The organism is Bradyrhizobium sp. MI1.11 (assembly GCF_055811255.1).
The window spans coordinates 321393-341939 of the sequence record NZ_JBVVPM010000001.1 but is presented as its reverse complement, the minus strand read 5'-3'; the positions used below and the strand labels follow the sequence as shown (position 1 = coordinate 341939).

Genomic DNA, 20547 nt, shown 5'->3' with positions numbered 1-20547 from the left:
GCAGCGAAACCCATCAGTGCACTTTTACCGGTGACGAAGACAATGATGGGTTTCGCTGCGCTCTACCCATCCTACTGTCTGAACGCCTATTTGGGTGCCACCAACGAACTGCCCTTCGGATCCCACTGCCAGAGCCGTTCGTTGGTCAGTTCAGTGCTCGCACCTCAAGGCTTCGTCAATACATGGCCGTAACGCCACAGCCGATCATTGGTCAGATGCGTGCCGCCCCACCAGCGGTCGATCGGATGTGGCGACTGAAATCCTCCTGGTGGGCCAGGACAGCCTCCCCGAACTCCGTCAGTGACAGTCGGCTGCGTACATATGCGGCGTGGCGATCCCTGTGATTCTCGCGATCGATTGTCCGCAGTTCGTCGTCCAATCCGGCCACTGCGGGCCTGGGGCCGAGCGCGAGCCCGTCGAGCAACCGACCCAACTCAGTCTCTCCAAACACGAACGTGCGCCGATGCGAGCGCAGGTGAAACAACGAACCCGTGTTCGCAAACCCTCTGGCAAGCATCTCCAAGAACCGCATCTCGGTCGCACCGAGTCCCGTCGAAGGCGACGGGAGTTCTGCTAAGAGATCGAGCAAGGCCGGGCGCAGCATCAGCAATGCACTGAGATCCTGGTGAAGGAGATCGACGCCTCAGGGGTCATTGCGCGGTAGGCCGACCACGCCAACCGGGCAGTCTCGAACTCTTGGGCCCTAATAGGCAGGACATGAATGTGCGGCTCGGATGCAGCGAGATCCTCACCGCGTTCCGTCGTCAGCTCGGATGCCACAAGTCGAAGCCTAAGCTTTCGCACCAGCGAGGAGCAGGAGCTGAGATGGTCCAGGAGGCAGACGAGCTGCAATTGATCCCGGGGAGCTGGGTCGAACCAAAGTTCAACCACGTCATATTGCTCGCAGAAGTCCGCAAGGGACAAGTCTTTGCGGTCCTTGATGCCCTTGGGCCACCGGATGCCCCAATCAGACCAATGATCACCCGGCCCGAGATTCGCCGAACGCGCCGCGAAATAGGCTGCGAGCTTTTCGGGCGAGGGCAGCGGTCCCCACTCAAAATGAAACGAGGATGAGATGACAAGCTCCGCCAACCCGGATCGTGCGAGCTCGCCTCCGGACGAACTGGTCAAGATCAGACGCTTCATCGCACCACCTGATCAACGCAACGCAAAACGAAACAGGCGCCGAAGACGTCGGCAACTCAACGTCCTCAGCGCCCGCTCCTCGCGAAAAACTCTACGCCTTGAGGCTTACTCGTCGGCCGGCTCCTCGCCGTCGACGTCCCGCTCGGGGCTGCCGGCGAGAATCTGCTCGGCGATCAGGCCGGAGTTCTGGCGGATCGAGGTCTCGATCTTGGCGGTGATGTCGGGGTTGGCCTTCAGGAACGCTTTCGAATTCTCGCGGCCCTGGCCAAGACGCTGGCTGTCATAGGAGAACCAGGCACCGGATTTCTCGACGATGCCGGCCTTGACGCCGAGATCGAGGATCTCGCCCATCTTGGAGACGCCCTCCCCGTACATGATGTCGAACTCGACCTGCTTGAACGGCGGCGCCAGCTTGTTCTTGACGACCTTGACGCGGGTGGTGTTGCCGACCACTTCGTCGCGCTCCTTGATCGCGCCGATGCGGCGGATGTCGAGGCGGACGGAGGCATAGAATTTCAGCGCGTTGCCACCCGTGGTGGTTTCCGGCGAGCCGTACATCACACCGATCTTCATGCGGATCTGGTTGATGAAGATCACCATGGTATTGGACTTGTTGATGGACGCCGTCAGCTTGCGCAGCGCCTGGCTCATCAGACGAGCCTGCAGACCCGGCAGCGCATCGCCCATCTCACCCTCGAGCTCGGCCTTCGGCACCAGCGCCGCGACCGAATCGATCACCAGCACGTCGACCGCGCCGGAACGCACCAGCGTGTCGCAGATTTCCAGCGCCTGCTCGCCGGTGTCCGGCTGGGAGATCAGGAGCTCGTCGATGTTCACGCCCAGCTTGCGCGCATAGACCGGGTCGAGCGCGTGCTCGGCGTCGATGAAGGCGCAGATGCCGCCCTTCTTCTGCCCTTCCGCCACCGTGTGCAGCGCCAGCGTGGTCTTGCCCGAGGATTCCGGCCCGTAGATCTCCACGACACGCCCCTTCGGCAGGCCGCCGATCCCGAGCGCGATATCGAGCCCGAGCGAGCCCGAGGAGACCGCCTCGACATCCATCGAACGGTCGTTCTTGCCGAGCTTCATCACCGAGCCCTTGCCGAACTGCCGCTCGATCTGGGAGAGCGCGGCGGCCAGAGCTTTACTCTTGTCCATGGAAGATCCTTCGACGATACGCAGGGCAGTGGTGGACATTGGGTCGTGCTCCTTATGGCGAGGATTCGCTAGAGGGACAAACGGCTGGCGGGCGGCGATAAAATCAATGTACCCTATTTGTTCTAGGTTCGCAATATGTTCTTTTGGGAATTTGCACGCTCTGGCTGACGCGCATCAAAGACCGATGACCCGCACGCCGTCAGAATTCCGCAATCCTGCGGCACCGAACCTTTTCGCGGTCTGCGGCCTTCTCTGGGATGGGACTCTTGCATGGGAGTCTTGCATCGGACTCTTGGACGGGACCGCAACTCTGGGGACCTCAGTCATGACGAACAACACGCATCACGATACGAGCCGGCGCAATCCACTGCTGGAGGCGGCGCAGGAGGAGATGCGCAAGTTCGAGCGCAAGGAAAACGAGTTCCGCAAGAAGGACCGCGAAGAGCGTGCCGCCGAACTCCATTTGCCGCTGGACGCGATCAAGGTTCACTAAGGCCGCCGCGACGAGTGCTTAGGAGCTGACGAGGCCTGCCGACTCGGCAGGCGGTGACGGTGTTCGCCAGCGGAACGCGTTCGCGACGATGCCCGAACGACCATGATTGATCTCAAGGAGATCGGCACGGAATGGGGATTGGCGTGGCCGCGGAGGCGAATCCGAGCCGAGAAGGTATCTAAATACTACCAATAACCCATTGATTGAGCGACGGAATTTTCCTGCAGGCTACTGTGCATGGGGTTGTTTTCGTGTTTTTGAAAGGCGCGCATGGGCCTTTCCACCCCCGGAGCCGTCTCCCGGCACCCTGCATTGCCTACAGCAGAACCAGCAACCCGATGCCGATCACAAGCACGACGAAGCCAGCCGCCGTCGCGGCGGCGAATGACCGCTCTACGTTGTCCATGATGCCACCCCGTTGCCGGTGCGCCACGTTTCCCCCATGGCAGCACCGTCGCTGCGAAATCTCGCCTGCGGTTGTGTCCTGAGTTGTGCGAACGGATGTCGAAATTGGGACCGGTGCGGGGCCAGTGTGCGGCCCCCGAGCTCCGGCTTTCGCTGCCACCGTCGGGCCTTGTCAGGCTGTCGTAAGCTGAGCCGGCTAGGGTCGCCTGGCTATGGTGTTGCAGCCCAGCACCTCAGCCTCCAATAACCTTCTCCCCGCTTGGCTCTCCCAAGCGGGGTTTTTTCATGCTGATTTTCATTCGGATTTTCTTGCCGATTTCATGCCGGCCGGCCGGTTTGCGAACCGCCCTCCTCCTGCGTCAGGCGCAGCGAGAAGGCGCGGATCACCGGCGCCGCGAGCAGCACGATCGGCAGCATCGCCGCCCATGCGATCAGCCACGACACCATCCAGTGCGCCAGGAAGTCCAGCGCGTTCCCTGCGGGAAAGCTGGCGATGCCCGCGGCGATCAGCGAGGTCAGTCCGGACTGGATGATTCCGAACACGAAATGAGAATAGCGGCGGGGAATGCCCGGCATGACGCGCCCATGTTGCTGACCGTCATCGGGCCAAGCAAGGCACATGCCGCCGCGGTCCGGAAGGCGCCCTTACCCATCCCAGGAACTCTGTTCTTGGCCGGAGAACCACGGAGAGGCCTCGCGCCGCCGCTGGGCGGCAGCGCGTGCGTCTGCGAGATAGCCGTGAGCTATCCGGGGCTTACCGACAGATTTGGCTTTCCCTGGAATATTATGCCGCCCAGCATGTTCTCAGTGATGGAAGTGAATCATGGGAGAAGGCCATGAATCACAGGGGCGTCGAGTTCACCGTCGCCAAGACGGCACTTCCCGGCATCTGGCAGTGGCAGTTCCGGATCGGCGAGCAGATCAAGACCGGCAGGACCGAGACCAAGATCGATCTGTTGGCGATCCGGCGGGTGCAGCTGCGCATCGATCGGGAGCTGAAGGCGATCGGGCGCAACGCGACCTGAGCGGCCGGACCGAGATCGTCGGCGGCATGGCTTGCAGGGCGCTCGCCGCCCCCACGGGGCTATTCCGTAGCCGCCCGGAATTGATCTGCCGATGGTTTGGGATTGGACTGCCGCGATTATGGCCGTGGGGACGGAGCCATCAGGCGCGATCGGTACGAACCATGCCGCTCTACTTTTTTCGAATCCGGAACGGCAGCTATTCCGGCTGCGCCGACCAGGCGTCGGAATTTGCCGATCGCGATTTGGCCTGGAAGGAGATGACCAGCGTCTGCGCCGACATGGCCGCCGGCATCGCCCGCAAGCTCCAGGAAAATTCCGAATGGAACATGGAGCTGCTGGACGAGGCCAAGGAGCCCGTGTTCCGGATCCGCATCACATCCGAAACCTTCGAATAGGGGCCAGGCCTAATCCGCGCTGGGCAGCCGCCGCATCGTGAATTCGATGTCGCCGCCGGGCAGCTCGCGCCAGGTCTCGACCGCGCTCATATAGCCGGCCTTGGGATAGCGGGCGAAGAAAGCCTGCGCCCTCTCCCGCGCCGCCGCGCGCGGCAGCGTGAAGGTCTCGCGTAGATAGCCGTCGCCGGCCGTCGCGCCGGGCTTGCCGCCCATCGTGCGCCGGCGCGCCATCCGCTCGGCGAGATCCCGCGGACGATCGACCATGTCCCGCCTCCTTTGCGCAATACGCTCTCGCGCAATGTAGGAAGCAGGCCGACCGAAGAGGAGTCCCGGCCGGAGGCATCAACCGCCTCCGATCGGGCAGATGGTCAATTGGCAGACGTGCCGGACTTCTTCTTCGGCGCACCGGTCGCGGCCGAGGCCTTTGGCGCCGCCGACGGCTTCGGCGGGTCGGAGCGCATGCCGCCCCAGGGATCGTTGGAAGCCTTGGAATCCGGAATCTTCTTTAGTGTTTCCTTGTAGGCCTTGTCACGCTCGGCTTCCGCGGCCTTCTCCTCGGGGGTCTTGCCAGGCCCCTCCTGCAGCAAATTGAGATTGGGCATTTGCGCATAGACCGGTCCCGCCAGCACGGTCGGTCCCGCCAGAACAGCCAGCACCGCGGCCATACGGAAAAGCTTCATCATTGACTCCTTGATCATCCATGCGGCGCGGGTCGCCCGCGCCTTGTCACCCCGGCCACAACCGCAAGGGCCGCTCGGGCCGCTAGAGCCGATCCGATTTGCACGATTTCGGCGCGTGGAGCCAGTCGTCCCAGATCGGGCCGCACTTGGTGCACCCGTTCAGCAACAGGCCGAACCCGGCCAGACAAAACATGAGGATATACCGACGCAACATCACCCACCCCATACCCACTCCGTGGCATCATACCGGGCGAAGTCAGGCATTTTCAAGCCGACGGGACCCGCGGCAGGCCGGGTGACTTTGCCGCGCCGGTCTGCGCGGAATGCCGAACATCCGACAATACGGAGGGAACGACAGCAATGCCATCGCAGCCAGAAGCCGAGTTCGGCATCACTGAGGCCCGACGCATCCTCGGCGAGGTCTTTGCGCCCTGGGTCCAGGATCTCAACCTGTCGGTCGAGCGCATCGAGCACCTGCCGCCGCCGGACGTGCCGGACTGGCAGCCGGCAGCGCTCCTGCGCATGCCGTTCTCGGAGCGCCTGTGCCGCAACGGCGGCGTGGTCTGCGGCCAAGCGCTGATGGCGCTCGCCGACACCGCGATGGTGATCGCGAACCTCGCCGCCAACCGCGGCTATCGTCCGATGACGACGGTCGACCAGACCACGCATTTCATGCGCGCCGTCTCCTCCTCAGACGTGCTGGCCGATGCCCGCGTGGTGCGGCTCGGACGCAGCATGAGCTTTGGCCGGGTCACGCTGCTCTCGGCCACCGACAACAAGCCGGTGGCGATGGTGTCGAGCGCGTTCGCGATGCTGCCGGGGTGAGTATCAGCCGAAAAGAGGAAAGCCGCGCGAGCGCAAAGCGCACCGCGGCTCTCGATGGCGTCATGTCGAGACAGGAAGCGCGATCGCGCTTCGCGCCGTCACGTGGGAGACGTTACTTGCCGAGCACTTCGTCAGCCGCCGTGACGATGCTGACGTTCGGATTTTTTCCGCAATAGCTGCCGAACTGCTTGGCGTTCTCGACGAACACGTCGGTGTCGATGATCGCGTTCTCTTCATCGCCCTTGTACCAGCCGTCCATCCAGGTCAGCACCATCTTGATGGTGTCGTCGCCGCTCTCCAAGAACTGCTTGCAGCTCATGTTCGCGAGATCGAGCTTGGTGGCATGGGCGGGCATGGACGACAGCGAGAGAGCTGCGGCGAACAGAAGCGAAAGCGTGGTCTTCATCAATATCTCCATCGGCGCGTAGCGCCACAAAGGAACGGCTTGAGGGAAAATCGGCGGAGTCACTTCCGCTTCGACGTCGTAAACGAAATCTGAAGCGCTGTGCAAGTAGCGCCAGTATTGAATTTAGTTCAACGTAATTGGCGCAGCGAGAGGCGCATCGGCCTCGCTTTCGTACAGTAGTGCATATGATGTGAATGATGGTTCGCATCGCGCGCGATGCTGCGTCATGTTCGCGCGATACGACCTCGGCGCCGCCAGCGCAGTCCTGCAACCACAAGCGCGATAATCGCGAGCGCGATCGCCGATGATGCCGCAAAAAATCGCCCACCGGGACGATCAATGGTACGCGACCATAACGACGGCCCCTCGCCGGGCCGTGCCAGGCGAAACGCAACGACGCTGTCGCCGATCGAGGTGCCTGCCTCGGAGTGGCCGCCGGCGCCGATCGCGACATACTGCTCGCCCTTCCAGAAATAGGTCATCGGATTGGCGACGCCTGGCACGGGCAGCCGACCCTGCCACAGCTCACTGCCGCTGCGCGCGTCGAAGGCGCGCAAATAGGCGTCCATCGCTCCGGTGAAGACGAGCCCGCCTGCCGTGACAGCGAGCCCGTTGACGAGCGGCGCACCCCACGGCAGCGGCACGCCGAGCGGGGCGAGATCCTCGGTGGTGCCGACCGTCGAACGCCAGAGGATCTTGCCCGCCTTCAGATCGACCGCGACCATCTCGCCCCAGGGCGGCTTGTTGCAAAGAAACCCGAGCGGCGACATTGCCACCGCACGCGACATCGCAAACGGCGCACCATTCTGCTGGCCGAAATCATGACCGGGCGGAGGATCGAATCCGGCCGCCTCCGCCCGCGGAATCAGCTTGATGAGATGAACGGCCCGGCTGGTGTTGGCATAGAGGACCTGGTTGACGGGATCGAAGGCTGCGCTGCCCCAGTTGACGCCGCCGCCGGTGAAGGGAAACTCCAGCGTGCCTTGCGTTGAGGGTGGCGTGTACAGGCCCTCGTTGCGTGCCTCCGCAAACTGCGTCTCGCAAGCTGAGCGGCGCAGGCCAGGAACGAGCGAGAGCGCATCCTCAGTCGAGATTTTTTGCGACATCAGCGGTGGCACATGCGTCGGGAATGGCTGCGTGGGCGACAGCCGTTCACCTTCCGCGGCCCCCTGCGGAACGCTGCGCTCCTCGACCGGCCACACCGGCTTGCCGGTATCGCGATCGAGCACAAAGACAAAGCCCTGCTTGGTCGGCTGGATCACGACATCGCGCTGACCTTCGCCGGCGTCGATGCGCGTGAGCGTCGGTTGCGCCGGAAGATCGTAGTCCCAGACGTCGTGGTGCACGGTCTGGAATGCCCATACGAGTTCGCCGGTCTCAATGCGCAGCGCGACAACCGAATTGGCATGCTCGTTGTTGCCCGGCCGCTTGCCGCCCCAAAAATCCGGCGACGGCGAGGACGTCGGCAGGAATACCAGTCCGCGCGCCGCGTCGACCGACATCGGCGCCCAGACATTGGCGTGACCGGCTTCGATGCCGTCGCGCTTGAGCGGCTCGAACGTCCAGCGCGGCTGACCGCTATGCGCATCGAACGCGCGCACCACACCGCTCGGCGCGTCGACGCGGCGGTTGTCGCCGATCGCGGAGCCGACCACGACGACCCCGCGGCCGACCGCCGGCGGCGACGTGATCTGGAATTCGCCGGGCCATTCCAGCTTCATGCCGATATCGGGCCTGACCTCACCGCCCTCCCCGAAGCCGGCACAGGGGATGCCCGTCTTCGCATCGAGCGCGATCAGGCGCACATCGTTCGTGCCCATGAAGATACGCGATCGACATGCGGCATCCGCAGGCGCCTCGTCGTCGATCCAGTAGGTGACGCCGCGGCAGACGTAGCGGTTGGCGGGACGCTGGTTGATTGCGATCTTCGGATCGTAGCGCCATTTCTGCGCGCCCGTGCCGGGATCGAGCGCGATCACTTCGTTGAAAGGCGAGCAGAAGACCAGGCTGTCCTCGACGAACAGCGGCGTCGCCTGGAATTTGGTTCGCCGCATCACTCCGGGCGGCCGCGCCGCGAGATCGCCCGTCTGGAATTCGAAGGCCCGAACCAGGTTGCCGACATTGTCGGGCGTGATCTCTCGCAATGGCGAGAAGCGCGAGCCACCGGGATCGCCACCCCAGCTCTCCCAGGCGAGGCCTGGCCGCGCCGAAAACAAGAGGAGCGTGATGAGAGCTGCCAAATACCGGGGGCGGGTCGCCAGCGCCCGCCGCACCTATTTCGGCTTCTTGGCGGGTTCAGGCGGACGCGCCCCGCTCCACGGATCGTACTTCTCTTTGGACTCGGGAATGCGCTCGAGCGCGGCCTTGTAGGCCTTCTCGTCGACCTTGGGCTTGTTGTCCGCCTTCTGGCCGCCCTCGTTAGGCTGACGCCTGCCGCCGCCCATCTGCGCTTGCGCGGAGGCAACCGCCAGCGCCAGCACGGCGGCCGCTATGACCAAAATCCTCATGGGCGCAATCCCCCTCGTCTGGGGTACAAACTAGCCGGCAATTATGGAATAGCCAATGCCGCGGGGTCCAGGGCTTCAGGAAATCTGGCTCCAGGAAATCTTGCTCCAGGAAATCTTGCTCCTGGAAATCTTGGCTTCAAGAAATCCTGGCTTCAGCAAATCTTGATTGGCCGGGTCTTCGTCGGATCGCATTCGTGCCTATATTTTGGCCCGCAGGGGACCTTCACGGATGTTACGGATTATTGCTCACGCCGCGCTGCTGGCCAGCGCGCTCGCGCTCGGGGCCTGCGGCTTTGCCGACAGCCGCGCACCGGTGCCCGAGTTCATGCGCATGAAGGAGGCCGAGCAGCCGCCGCCCGAAGCGGCCCCCGACGTCAAACGCGTCGTGCGCGAGCAGATCGAATTCGTCTTCCTCAGCACGGCCTATCCGCGTGAGGTGCATGTCGCCTCACCCCATCGTGAGGTGCGGGGACCGGGCTGGACAGCTTGCGTCCGCGCCCAGCTCACCTCGGCGACCGGATCGCCGCTCGGGCCACAGACCTACATCGTGACCATATCGGGCGGAAAGGTGGTCGATCGCCGCCGCGCCGAAGCGGACGACATCTGCGGGTCGGAAAGCTACGAGCCGATCTAGGAAGCAGATCAAGCCGACATCCGATCCGGTTCCGGGAAAAACCTGTAATTTTGCCGGAACGATCATGGCCTCCCCTTCTTGTTACCGCCGAGGGCAGTTTCGAGGAGGACATGATGAGGACATTCACGATTGCATTGCTGGCTGGTGTCGGAGCCTTGGCAGCGGTGAGCGGCGCGAAGGCCGCCGACGTCTATACGACCAGCGAATACACCAGCCCCGATCTCGTCCAGCAAGTGCGGCTGGTCTGCGACGATTCCGGCAATTGCTATCGCACCCGCGGCGGCTCGCGCGTGATCGTGCGCGACTCCTATGCGACCATGCCGCGCGACCGCTACTATGAGCGCCGCACCTATCGCGACTGGGACGATGGTCCGCGCGGCGGCGTCGGTATCCGCGCGCCCGGCGTCAGTGTTGGCGTCGGTGTCGGCGGGGACCGCTGGTAATCAATGATGACATGACAGGCGGGACCGAACGAGACAACTCGTCCGGTCCTGTCCATGTCAGGTCTCGAGCGGCTCTCCCGGCGTGACGATACGCGTTGCCGACGGGAGCTGCGCGATGAAGCGGGCGAGCACCATACCAGCACACATCGCGGCGACGAAGATGAAGGCGGAGGCCGAGCCAAACCCGAGGGCGGTCAACGCCGGGCCTGGACAAAAGCCCACAAGGCCCCAGCCGATACCGAAGATGGCGGGACCGGCGATAATTCTCGGATCGATATCTTTTCGCACTGGGACATAGAAGCGATCGGCGAGGACAGGCCGCGCCAGTTTCAAGACGCGGCGGAAGCCGATGAAGGTCACCACGACCGCGCCGGCCATCACGAAAGCGAGGCTTGCGTCCCACGTTCCTGCCGGGATGCCGCCAACGTCCAGGAAGTTCAGGACCTTTGCCGGGTTCGACATGCCTGAGACGATAAGGCCAAGCCCAAAGACCACACCGATCCCGAATTGAATGAGGACTGTCATCGCGGTCAGCTCCAGTGCCGCATCACGAAGACGGTTGCCATTCCCGCCGCCATGAACGTCATGGTCGCGACCAGCGATCGCACCGACAGCCGCGACAAGCCACAGACGCCGTGGCCGGAGGTGCAACCGCTGCCCCACACCGAGCCGAAGCCGGTGAGCAGTCCCGCGACCATCAGAAGTGGCGTTCCGGCGGCGATCGTTTGCGCCGGCAGGCTTCCGGTGACAAGGCGCACCAGAACGGGCGCGACGATAAGGCCCGCGACGAAGGCGAGCCGGCCGGCCAATTCCCGATCCTCGTAAGGCGGAAACAGTCGCGCCGCGATACCGCTCACCCCGGCGATCCGCCCCGTCGTCCACATCAGCAGCACGGCGGACAAACCGATCAACGCGCCGCCAAGGAGCGACGCAATCGGCGTAAAGGGTGTGGCGACCATGATGATCCTCCAAGTCGAGAGCAATTCTGGCGTATCCATTGAGGGGCATCCGGCGGGTCGCGGCCGGATGCTCAACGAGACGTTAATATTACCATTCGAATTGAAGCGGCGTCCCAACTGTATTTTCCAATCTTTGCGCTAAGCATGGCCTTCTGAACGGGGACGACGGGACGTGGTCGATATCGCGCACCAGGCTGCGATCAATCCGGCACCGGCAAAGCATGCCGCGGCGGTGCGTGCGCGCGTCCCGCTCACGGCCATCGAGCCCGGCCAGTGGCGCGCACTCGCGCAGCGCGCCATCGAGCCGAACGGATATTACCTGCCAGGGTGGGAGCTCGCTGTCAGCGCAACCGCGCGGGGCCGCACCGATGCTTCGGCGCTTCCCGCATGCGATGGATCGCGGCTGATCGGGCTGATGCCGGTGATCTCGCTCTGGCGGGCATGGAAGATCCCCCTGCCCGCGCTGGTGAGCGCGCATCCCTATGGTACGCTGTGCAGCCCGCTGATCGACCGCGATGCCCCGATCGAGGCAGCGACGCGCCTGTTGCAGCAGGCCCGCGGGGCCGGAGCGCGTGCGCTCGTTCTGAACGATGTCGCGCTCGATGGGGCGGCAATGACCGCCCTCAGCCAGGTCCTGAATCGCGACGGCCTGAAGCCGCGCCTCCTCAACTCCTACATCCGCGCCAGCCTCGACGCGACCCAGGACGGTGAGACGCTGCTACGCGACGCGCTCGGCACCAAAAAGCTCAAGGAGCTGCGCCGCCAGCGCCACCGTCTCGAAGAACACGGCGCAGTCGTGTTCGACGTCGCGCGCAGCCTCGACGAGATCAGGCCCGCGCTCGAGACATTTTTGCAGCTCGAAGCCAGTGGCTGGAAGGGCAAGCGCGGCACCGCGCTGGTCCAGGATGCCGGCGATGCAACCTTCATCCGCCGCGCCGTTCCCGCGCTGGCAGAAACCGCGCAATGCGAGATCGTCACCCTTCGCGCCGGCGCGACACCGGTGGCCGCCGGCATCGTGCTGCGCCATCAGGACCGCGCCTTCTTCTTCAAGCTCGGCGTCGACGAGCGCTTCGCAAGATATTCGCCGGGCGTGCAGCTTACACTCGAGCTCACCCGCCGCCTCTGCGCCGATCCGGCCATCGCCAGCGCGGATTCCACCGCGAGCGCCGATCACCCCATGATCAATCCGATCTGGCGCGGGCGCTTCGCCGTCGGCGACGTGCTGATACCGTTGCGGCGGAACGACCCCATCGTGGCGCTCGTTCACGGAGCGCTCGCGGCGCACGGCATCGCCTACGCGGCGGCCCGCCGCGCGGTTGGCCTACTTCGCAAATAAAATAGCTTCTACTCCGCCGCCTGCGCGTTGATCTCCGCCGAGACCTCGCGGATGGCGCGCGCGAGCATGTTGGGATCCTGTGCGCCGGAGACGGCGTATTTCTGCGCGAACACGTAGGTCGGCACGCCGGAGATGCCTTTCTCGGCGGCTTCCTGCGCGTCCGCCGATACGCGGGCGACGTCCTCGTCGGTGGAGAGGCGCTTGCGCACGTCATCGGCATCGAGGCCGACATCGGCAGCCGCCTGCACAAGCACGTTCAAATCGGTGAGGTCGCCGCCGTCGCGGAAGTAGAGCTCCATCAGGCGCTGTTTCATCTCGGGCGCCTTGCCGATCGCCTCGGCCCAGAGAATCAGGCGGTGGCAGTCAGTGGTGTTGGGTTGACGCGCGACAAGCTCGGGTCGGTAGACGAGCCCCTCTTCGTTCGCGGCCGCAACGACGCGCCCCGCAATACCCTTATAGGCCTCAACCGAGCCGAACTTCTTGGTGAGATACTCTTCCCGGCTGATGCCCTCGGACGGCACCCAGGGATTGAGGAAGAAGGGACGGAAATTGAGCTTGACCGGAACGTCGGGCACCAGCGCCAGCGCGCTCTCGATCCGGTGCTTGCCGATATAGCACCAGGGGCACACCACGTCCGAAACGACGTCGATCTGGAGCGGCTTTAGGGTGCTCATGAGCGCCTCCTTCGGGCGTTGCGGTTGTGCCCAAAGATAAGCCGAACCTATTCCGAGGCAAGGCCGCTAACTCATGGCTGCTGCCATTTGTCGGAGCCGCTCGGCAGTGCGTTCGTCGGCCGGGAAGAAGCTTTCCAGAGCCAGCTCCGAGAGCGTGATGTCGACCGGCGTACCGAACACCATGGTGGTGGAGAAGAAACTGAGTATTTCCCCGTCATGGCGCAGCTTGAAGGGGATCGCGACATTGTCGCTCGACAGCGGCGCCGCGCGTGCCGGGATCGGATAGCTCTTCAGGTCGTTGTACAGCTTGATCAGCTCGGGATCGGCCGTCGCCTCGCATTGCCGGTGCAGCCGCTCCAGGAGATGTCCGCACCATTCCGCGAGGTTGACCGTGCGCGGCGCCAGCGCCTCGGGATGGAAGGCGAGCCGCAGCACGTTGAAGGGCTGGCCGAGCAGCCGCTGCGGGATGCCGGCGAGCAGCGGCGCCAGCATGCGATTGGCGGAGACCAGATTCCAGTGCCGGTCATAAGCCAGCGCCGGATTCGGCTCATGCGCCCTAAGGACGAGGTCGATCGCCTGGCGGGCTGATTTCAAGGCGGGATCCTCCAGCGGGCGCTGCGGAAAGGCCGGGGCATAGCCGGCGGCGACCAGCAGCATGTTGCGTTCGCGCAATGGCACCTCGAGACGTTCGGCGAGTCTGAGCACCATGTCGCGCGAGGGCGCGGCACGGCCGGTCTCGACGAAGCTCAAATGCCGCGCTGAGATTTCGGCCTCGCCGGCGAGATCGAGCTGGCTCATGCGGCGGCGCTGCCGCCATTCGCGCAAATGGTCGCCGATATGGACCGGCTGGCTGCGTTCGGCCTGTGCCGTGGATGCATGTGCGTTCATGATCGAAAACCTAGCACGCAGATTTCGGCCCTTCCATTACGTCGGAGGTAATCGAATTGGTCCTCAGGCCGGCGCATCTTGGGTCGCAACAGGAGACGACCATGATCGCACTGCTGCTCTACCGGACCATCACAGACCACCTTGTTCCCTGGGCCATGGCGCTCGCAACCCGGATGCTGGCGCGCAGCCTCAACATGCCGGAGCCGCTGGTGCATTCGACCGGCGACTATGTCGTCGCGCAGGTCACGGCCTTCGAGCACAGCGTCGGCAGGAGCCTTTGCCCGTACCGCCTCGCCCGGCTGCTCCGCGCCTGGTGGCGTGGGTGGCACTGAGTTTTTTCCAAGCCCAACCCCAACCATGGAGACCACGATGATTGACGCATCCACCTTGCTTCGCCGCGCGCTTCTTGCCGACGCGATCTTCAGCGGCGTCGCCGCTGTCGGTTTCACCTTCGGCGCCGGCGCGTTCGCGTCGCTGTTCAACCTGCCCGAAGCGCTGCTGCGCGAGACCGGCCTGTTCCTGATCGCCTATACGGCACTCGTCGGCTGGCTCGCCTCACGCGCCTCCGTGGCAAAGCCGCCCGTGCTGCTGGTCGTCGTCGGCAACGCGGCCTGGACGGTCGGCAGCATCGCGCTGCTGCTCTCGGGCGCGGTGTCGCCGAACCTTGCCGGCGAGCTCATGGTCGTGGCACAGGCGATCGCGACCGGCGTGTTTGCCGAACTACAATATGTGGGATTGCGCAGGAGCGGGAGTGTGCTGGCTGCCTGAGGCCGCATCACTCGCTGTCGTGGGGGGGGGGGGGGGGGGGGGGGGGGGGGGGGGGGGGGGGGGGGGGGGGGGGAGAGGGGGGGGGGGGGGGGGGGGGGGGGGGGGGGGGGGGGGGGCGCGGGGGGGGGGGGGGGGTCGCGGGCGGGGCCGCCCACCCGGGGGGGGGCCCCGCGGCGTCCGGGCCCGACCCAGTATTCCAGAGGCAGTCGTCGCATACGAAAAGGCCGCGGCGTACTGGATGCCCCGCTTTCGCGGAGCATGACAGTTGTGCCAGAAGCTCGAAATCAGGCTACGCCCGCGCGCGCCCGTTGGCTTTGCCAACAGCGACGCCGTTGAGCTTCTTCTTTTTGACGGGCTTCGCCCCCGCCTTCTGCGCTTTACGCTCCGCGCGCGCCTTCACCTTGGCGCGTTCGGCCCGCGCTTCCGCGCGCAGCTTCTTGCGCTTCTTCTCGCAAGATTCGCACTTGCAGCCGATCGGCTTCAGGTAGGCTTTGAAATAATCGGTGCCGTAGTCGTAATTGATCTCGTCGCCCGGCTCGATGTTCTTGATGGCGCGGATGAAGACCTTGCGCTCGCGCGGCCGGACGTCGGATTCGGCGTTGGGCCGGCACGAATGGTTGATGTAGCGCGCGAGGTTCTTGCGCACCGAGCCGTCAATGGTCCAGCGGCCGTTGAGCTCGAACAAATATTTGTTCTCGATGTCGTCGTGCTCGGGAATCCGGGAGTCCAGGATCGGTCCGTAATAACGGATGATCCGAGTGCCCTTCTTGATCGGCTTGGTGGCGAAGAGGCCGAGCCCGGTCTTCGAGCGGCCGACGCGATAAGGTTTGTTGGACGAGGTGGCTGGCATGATCACGAAAAACGAGGACGCGAACGAGGCTGAAAGAGCCCAAGCGAAGCCGCTCTTCTAGAACGATTCCGCGCCGCTGTCAGGTGTCTGTCGACCCTGTTTGAACCTTGCCCACAATCAAGACGTCTGATGGTACGGAGTTCCCGCTCGACCAAAGGCGTCGTCATGTTCCGCATCACCACCGCAGTCTTGGCCCTATTGCTCCCAGCCATGTTGCTGATGTGCAGCGGTCTCGACCGCGCCGACGCCCAATCCGTGAGCAGCCAATATAGCTCGACGGCCCCGAAAGATTGCCGCCAGATCGGTAAGCCCAGCGAGCTCGACGGCAGCACCACGCGGGTCTGCAAGGGCAAGGATGGCCTCGTGGTCCTGATCGCCGAGGATGATCTTCGCGAAATCGTCTCCGTCGGCCGCAATCGCAGGGCCGCGGCCGAGGAACCGGGGGCAAAAGTCTGGTTCGCTCCGTTCAACTCGTCCGAAACCACCGTCGAATGGCGCACCGCGGCCGCCAGGCCGTTTGCGATGATCCAGCGTTGGCACGTCGCCGATGGCACCGATCCCGACAAGAAGGGCCGGCCGAACACCAAGGCCATGCTCATCGTGACCCGGCTGCCGCCCGGCCCCGTCTGCCACGTCGCCTATGTCGACGCGATCGCCAACCCGAACGCCAATGAGCTGGCGCGCAAGGCCGCAGACGAGTTCGCCCGCAGCTTTATCTGCGGCAAGGACGAGGTGAAGATCATCGGCGCACGCGGCCGCGCGGTCGAGCTGGCGACGATGCGCTAGGCGCTCGCGGCAAGCGATCAAGGGCCCGGCGGCTTCCCCGTCACGGGCGACATCAGCATCGCCTCGAGCAGGCGTTCGGGAGTCGTGCCCTCGGGCAGGCGCCCCAGAATATCCTCCAGCCGCCCATCGAGCAGCAGCATGGTAAAACCGTGTACCATCGACCACGCGCGCGCGATCGCGGCGCCCTGATGGAGCGTCAGCGCGTCGCCGCTGATCTGCTCCTGCCGCATCATGCCGACGGCATTGGCGAGCCCGGCAAAGGACGCCTCGGCGGCCTCGTGCAGCGACGGCCTGGAATAGTCGAGGCGCTCGGTGCGGAACATGATGCCGTACATGCCGGGATGAGCCTGGGCATAGGCAACATAGGCTTTCGGCCGCGCCAGCGCGCGCTCGAGCGGGGTGGTGGCGGAGTCGGAGGACGACGCCATCGCCGCATTGAACTGGCGGAAGCCAACTGCCGCGAGCTCACTGAGAAGCCCGGTGAGGTCGCCGAAATGATGGGTGGGCGCGGCATGCGAGACGCCCGCCTCGCGCGCCACGGCGCGCAATGTCAGGCCGGCGAGCCCGTCACGCTCCAGCACCCGTTCGGCGGCCTGGAGCAGCGCCTCGCGCAGCGCGCCGTGGTGATAGGGCGCCTCGGACTTGACGCTCGCCGTCCGTCGCGCGAGGCGCGCCGGGGCGCTCGCCTTCTTTGGGGTGCGCGCACCTCGCGCGGTTGCTGTCCTGATTTCGCTCTTGCCCATAGGCCAGCTATAAGACGCAATATTTACAGTGTAAAGATTTCACTTGACCAGAACTCCTCGTACGACTATTTGATCTTTACGATGTAAAGATGATGGAGGATACGCCGTGCAGCAGGACGCCGTTGCCGAACGCCGCCACAATCTCGGTCCGATTCCGTTCGAGGCCGACGCGCCCTTCCTGAAAATCATCGGTGAATTGCCGCGCGAGCTGAACGGCACGCTCTATCGCAACGGCCCCAATCCGCAGTTCGAGTCGCCCGGCGCGCACTGGTTCGTCGGCGACGGCATGCTGCACGCCTTTCATCTCGAGAACGGGCGCGCCAGCCATCGCAACCGCTGGATCCGCACGTCGAAATGGCTGGCCGAGCACGATGCCGGCCGCGCGTTGTTCGGCGGCTTTGGCCGCAAGCTGCCGGATGCCCCGGCGAACCTGACCGACGGCGGCGTTGCGAATACCAACATCATCTTCCATGCCGGCAAGCTGCTTGCGTTGGAGGAGTTGCATCTGCCGACCGAGATCGAGCCCGGTACGCTGGCGACGCGCGGCTATCACAATTATCAAGGCCGCATCGCCGGCACCTTCACCGCGCACCCGAAGATCGATCCCGTCACCGGCGAGCTGGTGTTCTTCGGCTACAATGCGGCGGGACGGCTGACGCCTGCCCTCTCCTACGGATCGATCGATGCGTCCGGTAAGGCGACGCGCTTCGAACGTTTCGAGGCGCCCTATGCCAGCATGGTGCACGACTTCATCGTCACGGAAAACCACCTGCTGTTTCCGATCCTGCCCCTCACCGGCAGCATGGAGCGCGCGATGAGCGGGCGGCCGCCCTATGCCTGGGAGCCGGACAAGGGCGCCTATGTCGGCGTGATCAAGCGCAAGGGCAGCGCGAAGGACATCGTCTGGTTTCGCGCTGAGGCCTGTTACGTCTTCCACGTCATGAATGCATGGGAGGAAGGTGACCGCATCATCGCCGACGTCATGCAGTTCGAGGAAGCACCACTGTTCACGCATCCCGACGGCACGCCCACCAATCCCGAGAAATCCTTCGCCCGCCATTGCCGCTGGACGTTTGATCTTGCCGGGAATACCGACCGCTTCCAGCAGACCTATCTCGACGATCTCACCGGCGAATTCCCGCGCATCGACGACCGCCGCGCCGGATTGAAGAGCGGTCACGGCTGGTACGCCTGCGCCAATCCGACGCTGCCGATGTTCGGCGCGTTGTCCGGCGTCGTCCATGTCGATGGCAAGGGCAAGCGCCTCGGCCATTATCTGCTGCCGGCCGGCGACACCATTTCTGAACCGGTCTTCGTCCAGCGGTCGAAAGATGCGGCAGAAGGCGATGGCTGGCTGCTGGCGGTGGTCTGGCGCGCGCGGGAGAACCGGAGCGACCTCGCCGTGTTCAACGCTGGAGATATCGAGGCCGGTCCCGTGGCGCTGGTGCAGCTCGGACATCGCGTGCCCGACGGTTTTCACGGCAATTGGGTCGGCGCGCAGTAGCTGTTCCTCGTCATCACGGATGCCACCAAAGAGGTCTCTGATGCACATGCCATCGATCACTGCGGACTATCTCGTCCTGGTCCTGATCTGCGCCGCCCTCACACTTCAGATGATCCAGCCGCGGCGGAGCGGCCAAACCGTCTTCAACGGCGGTATCTTGCTCGCCCTCGTCCTCTCGGTCGCCTGTGCGTTACCTGCGCTGTCCTACCTGCCCTGGGCCGGATTCATCGACGAAATGGCCGACCAAGCCGTTGCAGCAATTCAATTTTTGGAAGTCGCTTACGTCATTTTGACACTGTAAAGATTTTGCTTGACCCCGCTCCGCCCGTGACTTATTGATCTTTACATCGTAAAGATAAGGCCTGACCGAGGCGGACCATGGCGATTTTCCTGATCCTCGCGCCCTACGGCGCCTTCACCTTCCTGATGCTGATGACATCGGCCACGATCAGCGTATTCGTGGCCTCGGCAATCTGTCTCGCCACCGTCGCGATCGATGTCGTGCGCGGTCGATCGGTGAAGATCCTGGCGATGAGCTCGGCGCTGCTATTCGCCGCAATCGGCATCCACCTCGCGCTGTTCGATCCGGCGCTCGGCACACTCGGTGTCAAGCTGTCGGTCGACATCGGCATCTTCGTCATCTCGCTCGGCTCGATGCTGGTCCGCCGTCCATTCACGCTGCAATACGCGCTGGAGGCCGTGCCGGCCGAGACCGCGGCAATGCCCGGCTTTCTCTACGCCAATTACATCATCACCGGCGCATGGACCGCGGCTGCGCTGCTGATGGCGGCCGCCAATCTCGTGCTGCTCTATGTCCCCGGCCTGCCGCTCTGGTCGAGCCTTGCGGTCGCCTTCGCCGCCCGCAACAGCGCGATGTACTTCACAAAATGGTATCCCGAATATCGGCAGATCACGTACGGTGCGCCGGCCAGCGCACTGCCCCACACTCGCTGAACAGGATCGACGATGAAGGACGTATTCGCCCGCCTCGCCTCCGACCTCTTCTCCGCCATCGTCTTCCTGGTCATCTACCTCGTGACCGACAACGTCGTCCTGGCAACGTCGGTGGCGATTGCCGGAGCGATCGCGCAGGTGATCTACGCGCGCGTCAAGGGGCAGCAGGTCAATTACATGACCTATGCGAGCGTCGCGCTCGTCGTCGTGCTCGGCACGATCACGCTGCTGACCAACGATCCCCGCTTCATGCTCGCAAAGCCCTCGATCGCGCATTTCGCGATCGGCGCCATCATGCTCAAGCGCGGCTGGATGCTGCGCTACATGCCGGCGATCGTCGTAGAGACCGTTCCGGAATATGTGACGGCTGCAGGTTATGCCTGGGCTGTGCTGATGTTCGTGATCGGCGCCGGCATGATCGCCGTCGCCTCCACAGGCGATCTGAAGCTGTGGGCGTTCTACATCACGGTGGTCGCGGGCGGCGCCAAGATCCTCGCCTTCGCCGTGCAATATGTCGTGCTCCGTCTCATCGTCACCAGCCGACGGCGCGCCGCCGCCCGCGCCTAAATGCCTCCGACGGAGCGTTAGGCGCGGGCGACGAGTTGCGCTATACGCTCGGCCGGGACTGGCCCGCGGATCGTCGCGGTCCGCCGGGATCTTGGGAGACGCGAATGGCCGTCGACGGCAACTGGACTCTGACCCTGACAACCCCCATGGGCGAGCGCAAGGCGACGCTGAGCCTGACGGCTGCCGGCGGCACGCTCACAGGGACGCAGGGTGCGGAAGGCGATACAGCCGAGATATTCGACGGCACCGTCAGCGGCGATGCCGTCAACTGGAAGGTCTCGATCACCAATCCGATGCCGTTGACGCTCGAATTCATCGGAACCGTCTCGGGCGACAGCATGAGCGGTGAGATGGGCATCGGCCCGATGGGCCGCTTCCCGTTCACCGGCACGCGCGCCTAAGCC

Annotated in this window: 29 protein-coding genes; 15 read left to right on the top strand and 14 right to left on the bottom strand. The window is 64.3% G+C overall.

All coding sequences use genetic code 11. The features are described 5' to 3' along the window. Positions 1 to 211: 211 nt before the first annotated feature. Entirely contained in the window at positions 212 to 610 is a 399-nt protein-coding gene (locus tag AC0L30_RS01630; protein WP_473403673.1) for a hypothetical protein, read from the bottom strand. Positions 611 to 1251: 641 nt separating this feature from the next. Continuing rightward, a complete protein-coding gene (gene recA, locus AC0L30_RS01625) occupies positions 1252 to 2340 on the bottom strand; it encodes a recombinase RecA (RefSeq protein ID WP_473403672.1) in 1089 nt (362 codons plus the stop codon). A 286-nt stretch (positions 2341 to 2626) separates the two neighbouring features. Here recA and AC0L30_RS01620 point away from each other — a divergent pair, with 286 nt between their 5' ends. After that, on the top strand, positions 2627 to 2794 hold the full coding sequence (locus AC0L30_RS01620; protein WP_473403671.1) for a hypothetical protein: 168 nt from the start codon (positions 2627 to 2629) through the stop codon (positions 2792 to 2794). Positions 2795 to 3517: 723 nt separating this feature from the next. On the opposite strand, the gene AC0L30_RS01615 is transcribed toward AC0L30_RS01620, so the two are convergent. Then, positions 3518 to 3775, bottom strand: coding sequence for a DUF2798 domain-containing protein (locus tag AC0L30_RS01615; protein ID WP_473403670.1), 258 nt, complete (start codon positions 3773 to 3775; stop codon positions 3518 to 3520). 260 nt (positions 3776 to 4035) lie between these two features. Here AC0L30_RS01615 and AC0L30_RS01610 point away from each other — a divergent pair, with 260 nt between their 5' ends. Then, the gene (locus AC0L30_RS01610) at positions 4036 to 4224 is read left to right on the top strand and encodes a hypothetical protein (RefSeq protein ID WP_473403669.1); all 189 of its coding nucleotides are present in this window, start codon (positions 4036 to 4038) and stop codon (positions 4222 to 4224) included. A 161-nt stretch (positions 4225 to 4385) separates the two neighbouring features. After that, positions 4386 to 4619: a DUF6894 family protein gene (locus AC0L30_RS01605; protein WP_027518878.1), complete on the top strand. Its 234-nt coding sequence runs from the start codon at positions 4386 to 4388 to the stop codon at positions 4617 to 4619. Positions 4620 to 4628: 9 nt separating this feature from the next. Here the strand turns inward: AC0L30_RS01605 and AC0L30_RS01600 are convergent, their stop codons facing one another. Continuing rightward, positions 4629 to 4883 carry a hypothetical protein gene (locus AC0L30_RS01600; protein WP_473403668.1) on the bottom strand — a complete coding sequence of 85 codons (255 nt, stop codon included), beginning with the start codon at positions 4881 to 4883 and terminating at the stop codon, positions 4629 to 4631. A 104-nt stretch (positions 4884 to 4987) separates the two neighbouring features. Further along, positions 4988 to 5299 carry a hypothetical protein gene (locus AC0L30_RS01595; RefSeq protein WP_473403667.1) on the bottom strand — a complete coding sequence of 104 codons (312 nt, stop codon included), beginning with the start codon at positions 5297 to 5299 and terminating at the stop codon, positions 4988 to 4990. Positions 5300 to 5659: 360 nt separating this feature from the next. Between AC0L30_RS01595 and AC0L30_RS01590 the strand changes: the two genes are divergently transcribed. Continuing rightward, entirely contained in the window at positions 5660 to 6124 is a 465-nt protein-coding gene (locus AC0L30_RS01590; protein WP_007602203.1) for a PaaI family thioesterase, read from the top strand. A 112-nt stretch (positions 6125 to 6236) separates the two neighbouring features. Here the strand turns inward: AC0L30_RS01590 and AC0L30_RS01585 are convergent, their stop codons facing one another. The 3 genes from AC0L30_RS01585 to AC0L30_RS01575 form a co-directional block, all read right to left on the bottom strand. Beyond that, the gene (locus tag AC0L30_RS01585; RefSeq protein ID WP_473403666.1) at positions 6237 to 6530 is read right to left on the bottom strand and encodes an HdeA/HdeB family chaperone; all 294 of its coding nucleotides are present in this window, start codon (positions 6528 to 6530) and stop codon (positions 6237 to 6239) included. A gap of 224 nt (positions 6531 to 6754) precedes the next feature. Continuing rightward, positions 6755 to 8770, bottom strand: a complete 2016-nt coding sequence (locus AC0L30_RS01580) for a pyrroloquinoline quinone-dependent dehydrogenase (RefSeq protein ID WP_473403665.1) — start codon at positions 8768 to 8770, stop codon at positions 6755 to 6757. A 33-nt stretch (positions 8771 to 8803) separates the two neighbouring features. Further along, positions 8804 to 9037, bottom strand: coding sequence for a hypothetical protein (locus AC0L30_RS01575; RefSeq protein WP_007602200.1), 234 nt, complete (start codon positions 9035 to 9037; stop codon positions 8804 to 8806). 229 nt (positions 9038 to 9266) lie between these two features. Between AC0L30_RS01575 and AC0L30_RS01570 the strand changes: the two genes are divergently transcribed. Further along, positions 9267 to 9671, top strand: coding sequence for a hypothetical protein (locus AC0L30_RS01570; protein ID WP_007602199.1), 405 nt, complete (start codon positions 9267 to 9269; stop codon positions 9669 to 9671). Positions 9672 to 9781: 110 nt separating this feature from the next. After that, on the top strand, positions 9782 to 10114 hold the full coding sequence (locus AC0L30_RS01565) for a hypothetical protein (RefSeq protein WP_035994586.1): 333 nt from the start codon (positions 9782 to 9784) through the stop codon (positions 10112 to 10114). Positions 10115 to 10171: 57 nt separating this feature from the next. On the opposite strand, the gene AC0L30_RS01560 is transcribed toward AC0L30_RS01565, so the two are convergent. Together AC0L30_RS01560 and AC0L30_RS01555 are read right to left on the bottom strand one after the other, a co-directional pair. Next, on the bottom strand, positions 10172 to 10639 hold the full coding sequence (locus AC0L30_RS01560; protein WP_473403664.1) for a DUF6691 family protein: 468 nt from the start codon (positions 10637 to 10639) through the stop codon (positions 10172 to 10174). A gap of 5 nt (positions 10640 to 10644) precedes the next feature. Then, positions 10645 to 11073, bottom strand: coding sequence for a YeeE/YedE family protein (locus AC0L30_RS01555; RefSeq protein WP_473347691.1), 429 nt, complete (start codon positions 11071 to 11073; stop codon positions 10645 to 10647). 172 nt (positions 11074 to 11245) lie between these two features. On the opposite strand from AC0L30_RS01555, the gene AC0L30_RS01550 reads away from it, so the two are divergent. Continuing rightward, positions 11246 to 12409 carry a GNAT family N-acetyltransferase gene (locus AC0L30_RS01550; RefSeq protein ID WP_473403663.1) on the top strand — a complete coding sequence of 388 codons (1164 nt, stop codon included), beginning with the start codon at positions 11246 to 11248 and terminating at the stop codon, positions 12407 to 12409. An 8-nt stretch (positions 12410 to 12417) separates the two neighbouring features. On the opposite strand, the gene AC0L30_RS01545 is transcribed toward AC0L30_RS01550, so the two are convergent. Then, positions 12418 to 13083 carry a DsbA family oxidoreductase gene (locus AC0L30_RS01545; protein ID WP_473403662.1) on the bottom strand — a complete coding sequence of 222 codons (666 nt, stop codon included), beginning with the start codon at positions 13081 to 13083 and terminating at the stop codon, positions 12418 to 12420. Between the two features lie 66 nt (positions 13084 to 13149). Continuing rightward, positions 13150 to 13971, bottom strand: coding sequence for a helix-turn-helix domain-containing protein (locus AC0L30_RS01540; RefSeq protein ID WP_473403661.1), 822 nt, complete (start codon positions 13969 to 13971; stop codon positions 13150 to 13152). 101 nt (positions 13972 to 14072) lie between these two features. Here AC0L30_RS01540 and AC0L30_RS01535 point away from each other — a divergent pair, with 101 nt between their 5' ends. Further along, the gene (locus AC0L30_RS01535) at positions 14073 to 14303 is read left to right on the top strand and encodes a hypothetical protein (protein WP_473403660.1); all 231 of its coding nucleotides are present in this window, start codon (positions 14073 to 14075) and stop codon (positions 14301 to 14303) included. A 37-nt stretch (positions 14304 to 14340) separates the two neighbouring features. After that, positions 14341 to 14739 (top strand): hypothetical protein, encoded by a 399-nt coding sequence (locus AC0L30_RS01530; protein WP_473403659.1) that lies wholly within the window; start codon positions 14341 to 14343, stop codon positions 14737 to 14739. Between the two features lie 289 nt (positions 14740 to 15028). Here AC0L30_RS01530 and AC0L30_RS01525 read toward each other — a convergent pair whose 3' ends face one another. After that, positions 15029 to 15589 carry an SET domain-containing protein gene (locus AC0L30_RS01525; RefSeq protein ID WP_473256402.1) on the bottom strand — a complete coding sequence of 187 codons (561 nt, stop codon included), beginning with the start codon at positions 15587 to 15589 and terminating at the stop codon, positions 15029 to 15031. 165 nt (positions 15590 to 15754) lie between these two features. On the opposite strand from AC0L30_RS01525, the gene AC0L30_RS01520 reads away from it, so the two are divergent. Then, the gene (locus AC0L30_RS01520) at positions 15755 to 16375 is read left to right on the top strand and encodes a hypothetical protein (protein WP_473403693.1); all 621 of its coding nucleotides are present in this window, start codon (positions 15755 to 15757) and stop codon (positions 16373 to 16375) included. A gap of 17 nt (positions 16376 to 16392) precedes the next feature. Here the strand turns inward: AC0L30_RS01520 and AC0L30_RS01515 are convergent, their stop codons facing one another. After that, a complete protein-coding gene (locus AC0L30_RS01515) occupies positions 16393 to 17118 on the bottom strand; it encodes a TetR/AcrR family transcriptional regulator (protein WP_354159205.1) in 726 nt (241 codons plus the stop codon). Positions 17119 to 17224: 106 nt separating this feature from the next. Here AC0L30_RS01515 and AC0L30_RS01510 point away from each other — a divergent pair, with 106 nt between their 5' ends. From AC0L30_RS01510 to AC0L30_RS01490, 5 genes are all read left to right on the top strand, one after another. Next, positions 17225 to 18622, top strand: a complete 1398-nt coding sequence (locus AC0L30_RS01510; protein ID WP_473403658.1) for a carotenoid oxygenase family protein — start codon at positions 17225 to 17227, stop codon at positions 18620 to 18622. A gap of 40 nt (positions 18623 to 18662) precedes the next feature. Continuing rightward, positions 18663 to 18923, top strand: a complete 261-nt coding sequence (locus AC0L30_RS01505; RefSeq protein ID WP_473403657.1) for a hypothetical protein — start codon at positions 18663 to 18665, stop codon at positions 18921 to 18923. Between the two features lie 77 nt (positions 18924 to 19000). Next, a complete protein-coding gene (locus tag AC0L30_RS01500; RefSeq protein WP_473403656.1) occupies positions 19001 to 19576 on the top strand; it encodes a hypothetical protein in 576 nt (191 codons plus the stop codon). 12 nt (positions 19577 to 19588) lie between these two features. Continuing rightward, positions 19589 to 20143: an inner membrane-spanning protein YciB gene (locus tag AC0L30_RS01495; RefSeq protein WP_473403655.1), complete on the top strand. Its 555-nt coding sequence runs from the start codon at positions 19589 to 19591 to the stop codon at positions 20141 to 20143. 104 nt (positions 20144 to 20247) lie between these two features. After that, positions 20248 to 20544 (top strand): hypothetical protein, encoded by a 297-nt coding sequence (locus tag AC0L30_RS01490; RefSeq protein ID WP_473403654.1) that lies wholly within the window; start codon positions 20248 to 20250, stop codon positions 20542 to 20544. Positions 20545 to 20547: the final 3 nt, after the last annotated feature.